At 51.9% G+C, this 16,401-nt stretch carries 17 protein-coding genes, 1 other RNA gene and 1 pseudogene; 3 read left to right on the top strand and 16 right to left on the bottom strand.

What is annotated here, in order from left to right; genetic code table 11:
- The 15 genes and pseudogenes from VU18_RS06985 to VU18_RS06925 form a co-directional block, all read right to left on the bottom strand.
- Positions 1–1,929, bottom strand: a 1,929-nt coding sequence (locus tag VU18_RS06985) for a hypothetical protein (RefSeq protein ID WP_047757843.1), incomplete at its 3' end; no start/stop codon positions are given.
- A complete protein-coding gene (locus tag VU18_RS06980; RefSeq protein WP_014195724.1) occupies positions 1,922–2,173 on the bottom strand; it encodes a hypothetical protein in 252 nt (83 codons plus the stop codon). The genes VU18_RS06980 and VU18_RS06985, both read right to left, overlap by 8 nt.
- 280 nt (positions 2,174–2,453) lie before the next feature.
- Positions 2,454–3,687 (bottom strand): annotated as a pseudogene (locus tag VU18_RS06975) (DHA2 family efflux MFS transporter permease subunit); the annotation flags it as partial.
- A gap of 1 nt (position 3,688) precedes the next feature.
- Positions 3,689–4,166 (bottom strand): MFS transporter (locus VU18_RS19610; protein WP_236687313.1); only part of this gene is annotated, 478 nt, incomplete at its 3' end.
- 10 nt (positions 4,167–4,176) lie between these two features.
- The gene (locus VU18_RS06970) at positions 4,177–4,815 is read right to left on the bottom strand and encodes an HlyD family secretion protein (protein ID WP_014195721.1); all 639 of its coding nucleotides are present in this window, start codon (positions 4,813–4,815) and stop codon (positions 4,177–4,179) included.
- 3 nt (positions 4,816–4,818) lie between these two features.
- On the bottom strand, positions 4,819–5,259 hold the full coding sequence (locus VU18_RS06965; protein ID WP_011231100.1) for a MarR family winged helix-turn-helix transcriptional regulator: 441 nt from the start codon (positions 5,257–5,259) through the stop codon (positions 4,819–4,821).
- A 202-nt stretch (positions 5,260–5,461) separates the two neighbouring features.
- Positions 5,462–5,650, bottom strand: a non-coding RNA gene (gene ssrS, locus VU18_RS17290) — 6S RNA.
- Positions 5,651–5,713: 63 nt separating this feature from the next.
- Positions 5,714–7,267: an acyl-CoA carboxylase subunit beta gene (locus VU18_RS06960; RefSeq protein WP_025039203.1), complete on the bottom strand. Its 1,554-nt coding sequence runs from the start codon at positions 7,265–7,267 to the stop codon at positions 5,714–5,716.
- A gap of 170 nt (positions 7,268–7,437) precedes the next feature.
- Positions 7,438–8,220: an enoyl-CoA hydratase gene (locus VU18_RS06955; protein ID WP_014195719.1), complete on the bottom strand. Its 783-nt coding sequence runs from the start codon at positions 8,218–8,220 to the stop codon at positions 7,438–7,440.
- A gap of 14 nt (positions 8,221–8,234) precedes the next feature.
- Positions 8,235–9,134 carry a hydroxymethylglutaryl-CoA lyase gene (locus VU18_RS06950; RefSeq protein WP_014195718.1) on the bottom strand — a complete coding sequence of 300 codons (900 nt, stop codon included), beginning with the start codon at positions 9,132–9,134 and terminating at the stop codon, positions 8,235–8,237.
- A 16-nt stretch (positions 9,135–9,150) separates the two neighbouring features.
- Complete coding sequence (locus tag VU18_RS06945) at positions 9,151–9,411, bottom strand: acetyl-CoA carboxylase biotin carboxyl carrier protein subunit (RefSeq protein WP_223810938.1); 261 nt, start codon at positions 9,409–9,411, stop codon at positions 9,151–9,153.
- Positions 9,386–10,738: an acetyl-CoA carboxylase biotin carboxylase subunit gene (gene accC, locus VU18_RS06940; RefSeq protein ID WP_014195716.1), complete on the bottom strand. Its 1,353-nt coding sequence runs from the start codon at positions 10,736–10,738 to the stop codon at positions 9,386–9,388. The genes VU18_RS06945 and accC overlap by 26 nt, the downstream gene beginning before the upstream one ends.
- Before the next feature lie 64 nt (positions 10,739–10,802).
- Complete coding sequence (locus tag VU18_RS06935; protein WP_011231093.1) at positions 10,803–12,437, bottom strand: AMP-binding protein; 1,635 nt, start codon at positions 12,435–12,437, stop codon at positions 10,803–10,805.
- Positions 12,438–12,496: 59 nt separating this feature from the next.
- The gene (locus VU18_RS06930) at positions 12,497–13,639 is read right to left on the bottom strand and encodes an acyl-CoA dehydrogenase (RefSeq protein ID WP_011231092.1); all 1,143 of its coding nucleotides are present in this window, start codon (positions 13,637–13,639) and stop codon (positions 12,497–12,499) included.
- Between the two features lie 136 nt (positions 13,640–13,775).
- Positions 13,776–14,402 (bottom strand): TetR/AcrR family transcriptional regulator, encoded by a 627-nt coding sequence (locus VU18_RS06925; protein ID WP_011231091.1) that lies wholly within the window; start codon positions 14,400–14,402, stop codon positions 13,776–13,778.
- 258 nt (positions 14,403–14,660) lie between these two features.
- Here VU18_RS06925 and VU18_RS06920 point away from each other — a divergent pair, with 258 nt between their 5' ends.
- Positions 14,661–14,909 (top strand): hypothetical protein, encoded by a 249-nt coding sequence (locus VU18_RS06920; protein WP_013145420.1) that lies wholly within the window; start codon positions 14,661–14,663, stop codon positions 14,907–14,909.
- A gap of 6 nt (positions 14,910–14,915) precedes the next feature.
- A complete protein-coding gene (locus VU18_RS21070; protein WP_014195715.1) occupies positions 14,916–15,050 on the top strand; it encodes a hypothetical protein in 135 nt (44 codons plus the stop codon).
- A 49-nt stretch (positions 15,051–15,099) separates the two neighbouring features.
- Here VU18_RS21070 and VU18_RS06915 read toward each other — a convergent pair whose 3' ends face one another.
- Positions 15,100–15,888 carry a GNAT family N-acetyltransferase gene (locus VU18_RS06915; protein WP_011231089.1) on the bottom strand — a complete coding sequence of 263 codons (789 nt, stop codon included), beginning with the start codon at positions 15,886–15,888 and terminating at the stop codon, positions 15,100–15,102.
- Positions 15,889–16,055: 167 nt separating this feature from the next.
- On the opposite strand from VU18_RS06915, the gene VU18_RS06910 reads away from it, so the two are divergent.
- Positions 16,056–16,313: a DUF6154 family protein gene (locus VU18_RS06910; protein WP_015374743.1), complete on the top strand. Its 258-nt coding sequence runs from the start codon at positions 16,056–16,058 to the stop codon at positions 16,311–16,313.
- The last annotated feature ends 88 nt before the right edge of the window (positions 16,314–16,401 follow it).

Below are 16,401 nucleotides of genomic sequence, written 5' to 3'. Positions count from 1 at the left end.
TATTTCTTTTAAATCAAATCGTTTTTTTGCAATGCCTAATCGTTGAGCAGGTGTTCCTACTGTCTCTTTTGTTTTGTATGCTAAACAAAAATTGTAGTAAGTCCGAAGTATGGTAAGAGCCATTTGAGCATACTTTGGGTTAAAGTTTGAATAGATATAGCTTTTTCCGTCACCACGAGCTGTTGTCAATGGTCTTTCTAAAATAGATAGCCGTCTTCGAATGTGCTGGATAAAGGTATTCGTGGCGTTGTCATTCACATTTAAAACAAGATTGGCAATGTCCTTCGGTTCGAATGATGAAAGATTGGTTGTACAATCAACCCATCGAAATCCTCTGTCAATTGTCGCAAGCGGATGTTCAATCGGATTATCAGCGTATTCATAATGACTGCTGCCATCTGAAATGACTTTTTTATGAAATTGGTGTGTATGAAATAATTCTTCCAGTTTTAGAAAAGCCAATTTTCGCAAAGACTTTGTATCATAACCAGAGTTAATTCCCCAGTTGATTAAATCCACTCTTGCTTGAACAAATTCCTCACGAGCTTGTTTCCGAGATTTTGTTTTATCCGTTTGACAAAGAAAATGGTGGGCATCAGATAAGCGAATTTCTTTGGCAAATACACGATAAAGGGAAGTCATCAATGAATTGTCTTTATCTGTCACAAAACGCCACTCTGAAGCCTTTACAAGCTGTTTAATAAGCCAATAATGAGCAATCGTTGTATAAGTTGAATTAATGTGTAATCCATCAATATACTTGGCTCTGTGTTCAATTTTATCTAATTCGGCTTGATACTCGACATAAGTTTGTGTGTCATTTTTAGACGGAGGCATCGGATAATGAGAATATTTCGGAATGCGAGCGTGTTTCTTGGCAAATTCATTTAGGTGGTCTTCTTTTAAAAGAACGGTATCAAGGGCAATATCCCTCAATGAAATATCCCAATCAAATGCCACATCGCTTCGGAACACATACCTTGAGAATAAATCGGCAGTAATCACCACATTGGTTGGGAATTGACTTTCCTCTAAATCATCATACTGGCTGCCACCCATTCCTTTTTTCCGAACATTGTTGAGGAAATAGGTCATTTTATCGGTATTGAGCCATATTTCTTTAAACTGCATATTTTGAAGCGGTTTTGTTTCGTGCCGTTCCAAAAACTCCAAACATCTTCGATAAACAAATTCTAATTTATCGTAATAGGTACCTCTCCCAATTTCCAAAAGTTCGCAAGTTCTGGTAATCGGAACCCGACTTAACAATAACTTTGTAAACCAAAGAAGAATATCACTTCGTTTTTGATTGTATGTGATAGATTGCTTACGGTTAGGTAATACATTGGTAAACTTCTTGCACGTCTTACATTGCCATCTTTGTGATTTACCTGTGCTTTTTCCACGTTTATAGAATGCCTTTGGTTCGTTAAAAGGCGTACAATCTTCCGCAATACAACAATCTTTATGAAATTGATAATCGGGTTCAACATCTTGGATACTGTTGATTCTGATTAATCGTTCAATTTCTTGTGCGATAGACCAATTCGATAGTGTTATGGCGTGGCAGTCCAAAGTAGCTCCTTTTGTTAGATTAATTGGGTCTGGATTGCATTTAATGGTTTTGTCCGTTCCAGTTCCTGATAATTTATACCGACTTGGTTTCCCTTTTGTTTCAAATCTTTCTTGAGGAAGACCGTGCCACTTACAATACGGATTGGAACAATGATTGTATTGAATTTTGTAGATGTTTCCGTTCCAAGTGAATTCAGTTGGTTTGAACAGTAAATCTTTGTATTTAGTTCCGAACTGCTTTGGTGTTAACAATTCGTAATCTTTTGTTCTTTCTGCTGTTTCTGCCATCGAAACAGGGGAATGTACATTCACAAGATTATCTTCTTTGGTAGCCAATCTCTTTAATTTAGCCAAAGTTATCGCTCTCCAATAAATATTCGATTTCCAGTTGTTTTACAATTCTTTTGTTATTTCGTTTTTTGCTAATCCATTTGATGAAATCTTTATCTTCTAACAAGTTGAGAAGAAATGTATCAACAACTTCGCTTTCCGTGTACTCAGTGTATTCTGAATAGGTTTTTATAATCGCTCTTACTCGCTCAGAAATAAGCCAATCAACACGACTCGCATTGTTATTTTTGGGCTTAATAAACTTCATTTTATTTACACCTCGCAATAAAAATCGTCATACATTTAGTATGTCCAATTAGCATCAATTTTAACACATATTTGGAATACTGTCTGTTGGTCAGCAGTCACTTGCTAATTAAGATGCTAATTATAATGCGATTAATGGTCATAAATTAAATAAAACATTGATATATCAAGAAACAAAAGGGAGTCCATTTCATATGCGAATTGGACTCCCTTTTGTATTACTTTTTTTAATTTTGTACTCAACAACCGAACCCGTTAGGCTTCTGCGCCGCTTCCTTTGTTTACGCTGATGGCGATTTATGCTTTTTTCCCTTTAAGAAAAACGCCATCATTAACGCCAATACCGTCAAGCCGGTGGCGACGAAAAAGGCGTCGTTGATCCCCTCGACCGTTGACTGTTGCTGCACAAGTCCATACAACAGCTGAGCGATCGCCTCATCACTTGGGATGGCCTGTTTCAGTTGGCCGACAAGGCTCATGAACAACGGATTGTTTTCCGTCATTTCATTGCGATAAGCTTCCACATGGAATTTCGTCCGGTTGGACATGATCGTCACCAAAAACGCCGTCCCGAGCGAAGCAGCCACTTGGCGAATCGTATTCGACATCGCCGTGCCGTGGCTGTACAGATGGCGCGGCAAGGCGTTTAACCCTTCGGTCATAATCGGCATCCCGAGCATCGACATGCCGAACATGCGGAAAATGTAAAGCCAAATCAACTGGCTGTATGGCGTATCCATCGTCAGCTTGCTGAATTCCCACGTCGTCACGGCGGTGATGATCAAGCCAACGATAGCGAGCATCCGCGCGCCGATGCGGTCAAACACCCAACCAGAGATCGGCGACATCACCGCCATGACGATCGCCCCCGGCAGCAACAGCAAACCGGCATCGAGCGGCGTAAAGCCGCGCAAGTTTTGCAAATACACCGGAAGCAAGACCATGGCGGCAAACATCGCCATGTTAATGACCGAACCGATGACGGTCGCCAACGTAAACACTGGGTAGCGGAACACACGGAAATTGAGCACCGGATGCTCCGAGCGCAGCGAACGCCATGTGAACATGATGAGGAACAAGGCGCCGATGACAAGCGAAACAACCACTTCCGTCTCGCCCCATCCTTTGCTTCCGGCCTCGCTGAAGCCATACAGAACGCCGCCAAACCCGATCGTAGAGTAGACCGCCCCTTGCACGTCCAGCACTGGATTGCCTTTACGCGGCGTATGTTTCAGCCAGACGGAGGCAAGCACAATGTCTAAAATCGCGATCGGCAACACGACGTAAAACAACAGCCGCCATGTATAATGTTCAACGATCCAGCCAGACAGCGTCGGCCCGACCGCCGGCGCAAACATCATGGCGATTCCGACCGTTCCCATGGCCACCCCGCGGCGTTCCGGCGGGAAAATCGACAACATAATGACCATCATCAGCTGCATAATAATGCCGGCCCCGACCGCTTGTGTCAACCGCCCCGTGAGCATGACGGCAAACGACGGAGCGATCGAGCAGNCAAACGCGCCGATGGCGAAAAACGACATGCCCGATAAAAACAACCGTTTCGCTGGAAACTTGGCGATTAAAAACGGGCTGATCGGGATGAGCACTCCGTTGACGAGCATATAGCCGGTCACGAGCCATTGAATCGTCGACGTTTCCACGTTGAAATCTTGCATCATATGCGGCAAGGCGACGTTGATCAACGTTTGATTCAAAATGGCGACAAACGCACCAAGCATGACCGTCGCCACAACCTTGCCGCGGCTGCCGATATCCCCAAGGCCGCCTTGACCGGCTGGAGCGGCCGGACGCCCATCCGTTCCTGTCGACGGCTCTGCTTTCGTTTCCGCTAACGGTTGAGCGTTGGCTTCCGCCGCTTCATCTGCCGCCTTCACCGCGGCTGAAGCCGGCTTGCGGCGGCGCAGCGCGATGTTGACCGCCGCCAAGACCAAAACGGCAAACACAATATAACCAATGACAAATGCTGTCATCCTCAATCACCTACTTATGGATGCGGACGGTGACGTTCATGCCCGGCACAAGTCCGGCTCCGCTGTAATTGTCAATGGAAATCGTAACGGGAATCACTTGGGTCACTTTCGTGTAGTTGCCGGTCGCATTGGAACTTGGCAACAGGCTGAACGTATTCGCTGTCGCGTTGCCGATTTTTTCGACTTTGCCGCTGAATTTGCGATCCGGATACGCATCGACATAAATATCGACGTCTTGCCCGATTTTCACGTCTTCAATATCCGTCTCTTCAATATTCGCCGTCACCCACAAATCGTTCAAATCAAACCCGCGGGCCAGCGGCATCCCCGCGGCGACAAACGAGTCCTTGACTGCGTTTTGCTGCACGATCGTCATCCGATGCGGCACTGTCACCGGAATCGTTGTTTTGCCGTCAAACACCTCGCCGATTTCTTCCCCAGCTGAGAAGGTTTTTCCCGTGTCGCCCCGCCAGGATGTCAGCTTCCCGGACAGCGGCGCAGCGACGGAGATGACCTGGCCGTCGATGCGGGCGTTGTCCGTTTTAATGTAGTTCGTTGCTTCATTCACATAGTAGTAGGCGGCAAAGCCTCCACCGACAAGCAAAATGAGCACAATGATGTTCAGCGCAACCAATCGTTTCACGTTCACCGTCTATTCCTCCCCGAGTAAAATCGCTTTAATTTTTTCATGAAGATGCAAAAACTGTTCAATCTCCTCTGGAGAGACGAGTTCTTGAATGCGGCCAAGCCGCCGGCGCAGCACCGACTGCTCGCCAAACGCTTCCGACACCGTCTCTTTTCCTTTTTCCGTCAAACTCAAAATGACCGCGCGCCGATCTTGCTTCGACGGCTCTCGGACAACAAGGCCGGCGCCGACGAGCCGGTCAACCGTGCCGCTGACATTGCTGTTGCTTAAGTTTAATTTTTCCGCCAAGTCATTCAGGCGAATATGCTCTTTTTTCAGCAGCGTATATAAGACGATCAGCTGCACCTCTGTCACCCCGACGCGGGCGGCGTCCTCGCGGATGAGGCGATAAAGCGCCTTTTGCGTCCGGAAGACAGCGTACATGATGTCCCGGCTGATCCCTTCCATTCATCCCCCCTCCTTGCCTCATCTTTCTTGTTGGAATAGTTTCAATACGAATTATTCCTGCACGAAATATGATTATAACATGAAAACAGGGAAAATCAACTATATTGTTTCATGTCTTTTTGAGAAAACATACGCAACGAAAAAGAGTCCAACCGGATGTTTTGCATCCAGTTGGACTCTTTTGCCAACTCCTCATTCGTGAATCCGCGCCGCTGTTGCCGTTGGCTGAATGCAGTTTCTCAACCACGCTCCACCAGGTGGGTGTTCGCAGAAGCGTTCCTGTCGTCCCCGCAGACGAATAAGGGGCATGACATTCCCGCTTCAATGTAGAACTCCCTTTTGATTGCCATCGGTTGAAACTTCATTCTACAACGCACAACGCAGCAGCGGATTGGTGATTATTATCATACACAATCTTTCTTCGTTTGACAAGGGGGACGTTTATCCAGTTTTTTCAAACCGGATACACCCCGTGTTTCCGCTCGGAAAAGACCATATATTTGGACATATACGCGGCAAACCGCCGGATGAGTTCGTCGCGCAAGTCGTTCGGCGCGACGATGCCATCAACGACCAATTCAGAAGCGAGCCGGTAGATATCGATGTCGCGCCGGTATTCCTCGCGTTTTTGTTCGACAAACGCCGGCCGCTCTTCCGGCGGCAGCTCGGCGATTTTGTTCGCATAAACGGCGTTGACGGCCGCCTCCGGCCCCATGACGGCGATTTGCGCGTTCGGAAGCGCGAGGCAGCAGTCCGGTTCAAACGCCGGGCCGGCCATGGCATACAACCCGGCGCCGTACGCTTTGCGGACGATGACCGAGATCTTCGGTACGGTGGCTTCCGCCATGGCGGCGATCATTTTCGCCCCATGGCGGATGATGCCGGCCCGCTCGACCTTCGTGCCGATCATAAAGCCAGGGACGTCGGCCAAAAACAGAAGCGGGATATGGAACGCGTCGCAAAGCGTGATGAATTTCGCCGCTTTATCAGCCGAATCGTGGAACAATACGCCGCCTTTGACGCGCGGCTGGTTGGCGATGATGCCGATCGGCTGGCCGTTAAGGCGCGCCAGTCCCGTAATGATTTCCGGCGCAAACAGTTTTTTGATTTCGCAAAACGATCCTTCGTCAATGATTCGCTCAATCAAATCATACATGTTGAACGGCGCATTTTGGTTTTCCGGCAAAATGTCTTCGATCGTTTTGTCGAACGATTTCGGCGGCTTCGCCTCGACCACCGGCGGTTTTTCGCCGTAATGGGACGGAAAATATGACAAATAACGGCGCGCATAGGCAATCGCTTCTTCTTCGGTTTTCACGAGCACGTCGCCGCAGCCGGAGACGGTGCAATGCATGCGAGCGCCGCCCATCTCTTCGAGCGTGACTTTTTCCCCAATCACCATTTCCGCCATGCGCGGCGAGCCCAAGTACATCGAGGCGTTGCCCTCGACCATGATGACGATGTCGCAAAACGCCGGAATATAAGCGCCGCCGGCTGCTGACGGGCCAAACAACAGGCACACTTGCGGCACTTTGCCGGACAGCTTCACCTCATTGTAAAAAATGCGCCCTGCCCCGCGCCGGCCGGGAAACATTTCGAGTTGGTCCGTAATGCGGGCGCCGGCCGAGTCCACCAAATAAATGATCGGGCAGCGCAGTTTTTCCGCTGTCTCTTGAATGCGGATGATTTTTTCGACGGTGCGCGCTCCCCATGAGCCGGCTTTGACCGTCGAATCGTTCGCCATCACGCAGACGGTGCGGCCGTTGATTTTGCCGATCCCGGTCACCACCCCGTCAGCCGGCAGGCCATCCGCCAAACAGTTGGCAAACAAGCCGTCTTCCACTTCCAAGCCATCGTCAAGCAGCAAATTCAGCCGCTCGCGGACAAACAATTTCCCTTGGGCCGCATTTTTTTCATGATATTTTGGCGCCCCGCCTTTCTTGATTTCCGCCGCTCTTTTCTCCAGCTCCGCTGCGAGCGTGTCTTGCTGATTGGCTGTTTCCTTCATCTCTTTGTTTCCCCTCCTTGTTTTGATAGATCTTGCTGTTCCATCCCGCTTGTTCGGCTGGAGCAAGGTTGGATGCCGTGTTTTATTTATCGCTGTGAAAAGGCCGATGCGGCGCAAGCGCTCCGTGCGGCTTCCTCCTTCCAAACCGCCCCCTCCTTGTCCAAGCGGGCTTACTCGCCTTTGTACACCGGCTTCCGCTTTTCTTTAAACGCCTGCAATCCTTCCAACCGGTCTTTCGTCGGAATGGTCGCCTCATAGGCGAGCTGCTCAATCGCGAGGCCCGTCTCCAAATCAACGTTGAATACGCTTTGGATCGCCCGTTTCGCCTGACGGACGGCTATCGGCGCATTGTCAGCGATTTGCTGCGCGAGACAAAGCGCACGCTCCATCAGCTCGGCGCGCGGCACGGCGTATTCGACAAGGCCGATTCGCTCGGCTTCCTGCGCTGTAATCCGTTTGGCGGCAAAAATCAACTCTTTCGCTTTGCCGAGGCCGACAAGGCGCGGCAGCCGCTGCGTCCCCCCCGCTCCCGGAATGATGCCGAGCGACGTTTCCGTCAGCCCGAGCTGGATATCGTCGGCGGCAAACCGGATGTCGCAGGCGAGCGCCAGCTCAAGCCCCCCGCCAAAGGCCGAGCCGTTTAACGCGGCAATGACCGGCTGCGGCACTTTCTCGACCTCGTTGATCGTTTTGCTGATTAAAGCGACGGCCTGACGGACTTCGGTTTCGTTCATCCCTGCCCGCTCTTTCAAATCGGCTCCGGCGCAAAACACTTTGTCTCCGGCCCCGGTCAAAATGACGACGCGCACGTCTTTTTGAAATTTGATTTCTTGCAAAAGCGCACCAAGCTCCAACAAAAGCGCTCTAGAAAGCGCGTTGGCTGCTTCCGGGCGGTTTAATGTCACAATGGCGATGCCGTTTTCTTGTGTTTCAAACGATACAAGTGCGCTCACGTTTTCTCCCCCCCTTATGATCCAACCGTTTGCAAATACCGGCTCGAAAGCGGGCGGCCGATTTTGTCGCGGATAAACAACGCCGCTTTCGTCAGCTGCTCGACATCGATGCCGGTTTCAATCCCCATGCCGTGAAGCATATATACTAAATCATCAGTGGCGACGTTTCCCGACGCTCCGGGAGCGTACGGACAGCCGCCAAGGCCGCCAAGCGAGCTGTCAAACGTCGTAATGCCCATCTCCATCGACACCAAAATGTTGGCAAGCGCCGTTCCTCTTGTATCATGGAAATGCATGGCAATCCGTCCGGCCGGAAAGCGGCGAAGCACCTCAGCAAGCACGTCCTCCACTTGCTTGGGCGTCGCGACGCCGATCGTATCGCCAAGCGACAGTTCGTCAACCCCCATCGCCAACAACCGATCCGCCACCATCAGCACTTGATCGACGGCAACTGCCCCTTCATACGGGCAGCCAAAGACGGTGGAAACGTAGCCGCGCACCGTTTTGCCTGCTTGTTTTGCCGTTTGCACGACCGCTTCCAGCACCGGAAATGTGGCAGCGATCGTTTTGTTAATATTTTTTTGGTTGTGCGTTTCGCTCGCTGACATAAAGACGCCGACTTCGTCAATCCCCGCGGCCAACGCCCGCTCAAGCCCTCTTTCGTTCGGCACGAGCGCCGCATACGTGACGCCGGCTTTTCGGCCGATGCCGGCTGCGACCTCAGCGGCATCGGCGAGCTGCGGGATCCATTTCGGATGGACGAAGGAAGTCACCTCAATGTACGACAGCCCCGTTTCGGACAATAAGTTGATCCACGCGATTTTATCGGCGGTCGCGATCGGCGCTGCTTCGTTTTGCAGGCCGTCGCGCGGGCCGACTTCTTTGATCGTCACCTTTGCCGGCCATCGGCTCATGCTCTGCTCCCCCTTTTTACTCAATCTCGACAAGCACGTCGCCTTCGTTTACGAAATCTCCTTCCTGCACGTGGATGTGCTTCACGACGCCGGACGCCTCAGCCGCAATCGGAATCTCCATTTTCATCGATTCTAAAATGATGACATCTTGGCCTTCTTCTACATGATCCCCGACAGCCACCAATAATTTCCATACACTTCCAGCCATTGTTGCCGTTACTTGGGTCATCGTGTCTTCCTCCGTTTCTGCTTCATTTTGCTTTTGCTGGCTTCCAATGCTTCGAAAGGAAATCGGTCGTCGTATCCCCCGCTTGAAACGCCGGATGGGACAACACGGCCTCAAGCAGCGGAATGTTCGTTTTAATCCCTTCCACGCGATAGTGTCGAAGCGCTTCGAGCAAGCGTTCAATCGCCGTTTGCCGATCCGGTCCTTTGGCGATTAGTTTGGCGATCATCGGATCATAAAACGGCGTAACCGCGGCGCCGCTTTGAACCGCCGTTTCATGACGAATCCATTCGCCTTGTGGGGCGGAAAACGCCGTAATGCGGCCGGGCGACGGGTAAAACGTGTTCGGGTCTTCGGCATAAATGCGCACTTCAATGGCGTGACCGTCGCGGCGAATCTCTTCTTGTTTATAGCGGAGCGGCTCGCCGGCGGCGATGCGCAGCTGCTCTTCGACGATGTCGATGCCGGTGATTTCTTCTGTCACCGGGTGCTCGACTTGCAGCCGAGTGTTCATCTCAAGAAAATAAAAATTTTTCTGTTCATCGACGAGAAATTCAATGGTACCGGCATTTGCATAACCGATGTAACGCGCAGCCCGCACCGCCGCCTCCCCCATCTTCCGCCGCGTCTCTTCATCCAAAAACGGCGACGGCGCCTCTTCGACCACCTTTTGATGGCGGCGCTGGATCGAACACTCGCGCTCCCACAAGTAGACGCAGTTGCCGTAGGAATCAGCGAGCAGCTGAATTTCAATATGGCGCGGGCGATCGATATATTTTTCGATATACATCGTCCCGTCGCCGAAAAACGAAGCCGCCCGTTTTTGGCTCCCTTCAAACGCTTGGCGCAGCTCGGCTTCGTCGCGGGCGATATGCATGCCGATGCCGCCGCCGCCGGCTGACGCCTTCAGCATGACTGGATACCCAATCGAAGCCGCCGCTTTGGCCGCTTCATCGGCGCTATCAAGCGCAAAGGAGACGCCTGGGACGATCGGCACGCCGGCTTGTTCCATCGTCCGCCGCGCTTCGATTTTGCTGCCCATCGCCGCGATGACGTCCGCCTTCGGACCGATGAAGACGATTCCTTCTTCCTCGCAGCGGCGGGCAAACGCTGGATTTTCCGACAACAGCCCGTAGCCGGGATGGATCGCCTCCGCTTTCGCCGTTTTGGCAACCTCTATGATTTTTTCGATATTTAAATAGCTTTCCGCGACGCGCGGCTTGCCGATCAAATACGCCTCATCCGCGAGCGAGACGTGGAGCGAATCCGCATCCGCTTCGGAATAGACGGCGACGGTCCGGATGCCGAGCTTTTGGCACGTGCGGATGATGCGGACGGCGATTTCGCCGCGGTTGGCAATCAATACTTTCGAAAACATCGTCTCACCCTTTCACGAAAACTGAGAATGCCGCCGGGCGGACGAAACCGCCCGGCACGGCGGTTTACGTCGTCAAGCCGAGGCGCTGTTTCGCCATTTCCCGCAATTTGAATTTCTGAATTTTCCCAGATGCCGTCATCGGGTACGAGTCGGTAAATTCGATATAACGCGGGATTTTATGCCGGGAAATGTGGCCGCGGCAAAACTCGCGAATCTCCTCAGCCGTCGCCGTTTCGCCGTCTTTTAAGATGATCCACGCCATCACTTCTTCACCGTATACCTCATCCGGCACGCCAACGACTTGGACGTCCAAAATTTTCGGATGTTTGTATAAAAACTCTTCGATTTCACGCGGATAAATGTTTTCGCCGCCGCGGATGATCATATCTTTCAGACGGCCGGTGATGCGGAAGTAACCGTTTTCATCCATCGTCGCCAAATCGCCGGTATGCAGCCAGCCGTCTTGGTCGATCGCTTCATTTGTCGCTTCCGGGTTGTTGTAATACCCTTTCATGACATGATAGCCGCGCGTGCACAGCTCCCCTTGCACACCGGGCGGCACTTCCTTGTTCGTTCCCGGCTCGACGATTTTCACCTCGACGCCCGGCAAGGCGCGGCCAACCGTTTCGACACGCAGCTCAAGCGGATCGTCGGTGCGCGTTTGCGTGATGACTGGGGACGCTTCCGTCTGCCCGTAGGCGATCGTAATGTCTTTCATCCCCATTTTCTCGATGACCGCCTTCATCACTTCGACCGGGCAAGGGGAGCCAGCCATAATGCCCGTGCGCAGCGACGACAAATCGTATTTGGCAAAATCCGGGTCGTTGAGCTCGGCGATGAACATCGTCGGCACGCCGTGAAGCGCCGTGCACCGCTCCGCTTCCACCGTCTCGAGAACCCGCTTCGGATGGAACTCCACAACCGGCACCATCGTCGCCCCGACCGTCACGCATGCAAGCGTGCTCATGACGCAGCCGAAGCAATGGAAAAACGGCACCGGAATGCACAATCGATCGCCTTCGCCAAGTCCCATGCATTGCGCCACTTGGTGGGCGTTGTTGACGATGTTGTAATGCGTCAACATCACCCCTTTCGGGAATCCAGTCGTCCCGGACGTGTATTGCATGTTGATCACATCGTGCGGGTCGAGGCTCTCCATCCGTTCATCGAGTTCTTCTTCCGATACGTCGTGCGCCATCGCCAAGATGTCGTTCCATGTAAACATGCCCGGGTGCCGTTTGTCGCCAAGAAAGACCACGTTTTTCAGCTTCGGCAGCCGTTTCGATTGCAGCTGTCCGGGCGCTGATGTGCGCAACTCGGGAACGATTTCGTACAAAATATCGATGTATGACGAATCGCGGTATTGCTCGATCAAAAACAGTGTTGTCGAGTCGGACTGCCGAAGCAAATACTCAAGCTCCGCCGCGCGGTAGTTCGTATTGACCGTCACGAGGACGGCTCCCATTTTGCCGGTCGCAAACTGGCAGGCGATCCATTCCGGAACGTTCGTCGCCCAAATGGCGACATGCTCCCCTTTTTCGATGCCAAGCCGCATCAACCCGCGCGCAACGAGGCGGCAATAGTCGTTAAACTGCCGATACGTCAGACGCAAGCCGCGGTCGGCATACACGACCGCCTCGCGATCCGCATATTGCCTGGCTCGCTCTTCCAACAATTTCCCCACCGTCACCGTCAACATCGGCCGTTTCCTCCCCTTTGTCCGAATTCATTGTTATGGATATGCAGGCATTTCCGCTTTTAGCATCCCAGTTGGCGGGCGATGACGAGCCGTTGGATTTCTGATGTGCCTTCGCCGATTTCCATGAGCTTGATATCCCGCAAATGGCGCTCAACGCCGTACTCTTTCATATAGCCGTATCCGCCGTGAATTTGAATCGCCTGGTTGCAGACGCGGAACCCCATTTCCGACGCAAACAGCTTGGCGAACGATGCTTCTTTTGTAAACGGTTTCCCTTGGTCTTTCAACCAAGCCGCCTTGTACACCATATTGCGGGCAAGCTCAATTTCCATCGCCATGTCAGCGAGCTTAAACTGGATCGCTTGAAACTTGGAAATCGGCTGGCCAAACTGAACGCGTTCTTTCGCGTATTGAAGCGCTTTCTCAAACGCCGCTTGCGCGATGCCGACGGCTAAAGCTGCGATGGAAATGCGGCCGCCATCAAGCGTGTACAAAAACTGTTTAAACCCTTTTTGCGGGTCGCCCAAGACGTTTTCTTTCGGCACGCGGACGTTCTCGAAAACAAGCTCGCACGTATTGGACGCGCGCACGCCCATCTTGTCGTAATTCGAACGGATCGTAAATCCTGGGGAGTCAGTTGGCACGATGAGAGCGGTGATGATGTTTTTGCCGCGCGCATCTTTGCCTGTCACGGCGGTGACAATGACTTGCCGCGCGTATTGGGCGTTCGTGATCCAGCATTTTTCGCCGTTGATGACATATTCATCGCCGTCCAGCACCGCGGTCGTGCGCGTGCCGCCGGCGTCCGATCCGGCGTTCGGCTCCGTGAGCCCAAAAGCGCCAAGCGTCTCTCCTTTGGCCATCGGCACGAGCCATTTTTGTTTCTGCTCCTCTGTTCCAAAGTAATAAATGGGACTCGCCCCAAGTGACACGGCGGCCGCATAGCTTAGCCCGGTGCCGCCGCAGGCGCGGCCGATTTCCTCAACGGCGATGGCATACGAAATCGTATCGCCTCCAGCGCCGCCGTATTCTTCCGGAAACGGCAAACCCAATAGCCCCAACTCGCCCATTTTGCGGAAGACATCCAGCGGAAAATGCGCCTCTTCATCCCATTTCGCCGCGTATGGGGCAATTTCCTTCTCAGCAAAGTCGCGAACCATTTCTTTAATCATTTGTTGCTCTTTTGTTAATGAAAAATTCATCCTGTCCCTCTCCCCCATAGAAAATGTTCTATCATTTGAACCGACTAGTCGGTTTTAGTAAGAAAACGAGTGTAAACGGTTTTGATTTTTGAAGCGTTTTCAAAACCGACTAGTTGGTCTGTATACGATCAACAACTTATTCGGCGGCCGGCCGCAACAAAAACCGCGCCGCCGCTGGGTTTTCTGGTGTGCGGAGCACCGCATGCAAAATGAAATCGGCAAAATACGCCGCGATCTCCTCAATTGACAACGGACCATCCGGATTGTACCATTTGTATGTCCAGTTGACCATGCCGATAATGGACATGCCAGTAATCTCCACCGACAGCTCCGGACGAAACTCGCCGGCCTCGATTCCCTCGCGGATGACGCGAAAAATAATTTGTTTAAATTCTTCGCGCTTTTCATTGATCGGTTCGGCGTATTCCGGTTTTAAGTACGTGCTTTCCTGGTAAAACACGGTGATGTGTGGTTTATACAAATGAAACACTTTGACAAACGACTGAACGATGGCGTACAAGCGCTCGGTCGGCGTAGGGAAGCCCTCATACGCCTCCTGCGCTTTTGTCAGCGCATACGTAATAAAGACGTCATGAATATGGTAAAGCAACTCGTCTTTTGATTTAAAATTATGGTAAAACCCGCCTTTCGACGTATCGCTTTCCGCGACGATGCGGTCGACCGTCACGCCATGGTAGCCATATTTCTCAAACAAATGAAGAGCGGTGTCGATAATGCGGTCTCGAAGCGGTTTCTCTGCCATAACAGTCTCCTTCGCCTGAACTGTAAAACATTTCGAAAAAAGCAAAATCTTCTTCTTGTTTATTAAGATACTCGACAGTTGCAGCCATTGTCAACAAAAATCGTTCCGGCGCCCGAAAAATGGAGGCGTCTTTCGCCGCACATCGTCCGATCGGCTGCGCGAGCCCTATCCCCTAGCCGCACGAACTGAAACAAAACAGATGACCTATACATAATCACGGCCGTTTTTCCAAAAGATAAAAACCGGAGGTGGCTTTCATTGGAACCGATGCTATGCCCAAACTGCAAAACGAACCGGACGCGGTTTCATCTCATTGAGCAGCACCCGCGTGCGGTCAAGCTCGATCCGCACACCGGCGACATCGAGCACGAATACACAAACGAAGCGCTCGAACCGTTCCATCTCCCGTACCGCGGCCCGAGCTACCGCGTCCAATGCGGCGTCTGCGGGCTGATCGAAGATGCGGACATGTTCATTCAGCGCGCAAAATCGTCTCCATTGAGGTGATTCCATATGGCGAACAAAAAACAAACACCTTCTTCCATCGTAGACCAAAAACAGCTCGTCAACGACAAGGCAAAAGCGATGCAAGAGCGCGGCGGCGAGCACATTCGCCGCGGCACGCCCAACGGCGCAGACGGACAATAACCGCCAGCCTGCTTTTGTACACAAGCAAGCTGGCGGGACTTCCGCCCTTCTAACGGTACATCGCCCACAATCCGATATCGCGAAAACCAAGGCGATGGTAAATGCGGCCGGCGGTTGGATTGTCGTAAAACAAGCACGGCATCTTCCCTTCAGCGAGCAAATCGCAAACGAGCTTCGCCACGATGGCGCTCGCATATCCTTTCCCGCGATGTCCTTGATCCGTGCAGACGCCGACGATCATCGCCGACAATGAGTTTTCCGCTGATGTCGATGCGGCGGCCACCATTCGGCCGTCTTGTTCAATGTAGTACGTTCTAGCTGAATTGGTTTCCATCCCTTTCACTAGCATATCGCGGGACGACGGCCTCGTTTCAAATTCGGCAATGCGGCGCCGCAAGTCGAGAATCCGGTCGACATCGGCCAATTCGGCTTTTTTGACGGCGAACGCCCCCATTTCTTGACGGGCGTATTCATCCGTCCGACACTCGCAAAAGTAAAGCGTTCGCTTCTCCCCAAGCGGCAGCCGCTCTTCGAACTGCCTGGCAATGTCCGCCTTGCCGGACAGCTGGATGGACGATGATTGGGCTGTCTCGCGGATGAGACGAGCAAAGCCATCGGCATCAAAATCGCCAGGCGCGTACGGAATGTAGGAATCGTAATAACGGAGCAGCACCGCCTTCAGCGAGCCGGCATCGTCAAACTGCCCCCAAACGTCTTGGAAATCGGCGTCATAGCCAAACGACTCAATATCGCCGATGATAAATAAATTGAACGACGGATCTTGCCGCAAAAACGAAAATACTTGTTGATCGTCTTCGGCCGTTAACCGGCGAATCATAGAATTCCCCCGCTTTTCGAATGATATTTTTTCCATTATACTATGAATCATCCCTGTTGCCAATGGCATTTGTGGCGTCAAACCGAGAGGACTGCCGATGCCCCTAAGTCTGCATCGGCCAACTGCAAAGAAAGGAGGAAGCCCGCTCTCAAAAAAGCGAGGCGACGATGCCGATGAAGTTTACTGACGATCTGTACGAATACTATAAAGATCGACTGACCGGAGATGAAGAAGACGCCGAAGCGGTGGCGATGTCGATTTTGGATGAACTCGACCGCCGCGATGTGCTCAAGCTGATCGGTGAGATGACTGATGAAGAGCTGCTTGGCATGTTCGGTTTGTATGTCCTGGAAAGCTTGAAAGCGAAAATGGCCCGCGAAGGCCTCGGCGCGACGCGGCCGCAAGATGCGCCGCGCGTGCATTGACAAAACAAAACGGCTGTCCCCCATGTCATAAGGAACAGCCGTTATGTTGGGCAAATGATGGTTTCGTATTCATCCTATTTCGCGCAGG

Origin of the sequence: Geobacillus sp. ZGt-1 (assembly GCF_001026865.1) — a bacterium.
In the GTDB taxonomy this organism is placed as follows: Bacteria; Bacillota; Bacilli; order Bacillales; family Anoxybacillaceae; genus Geobacillus; species Geobacillus thermoleovorans.
This window is presented reverse-complemented; position numbering and strand designations above follow the sequence as displayed.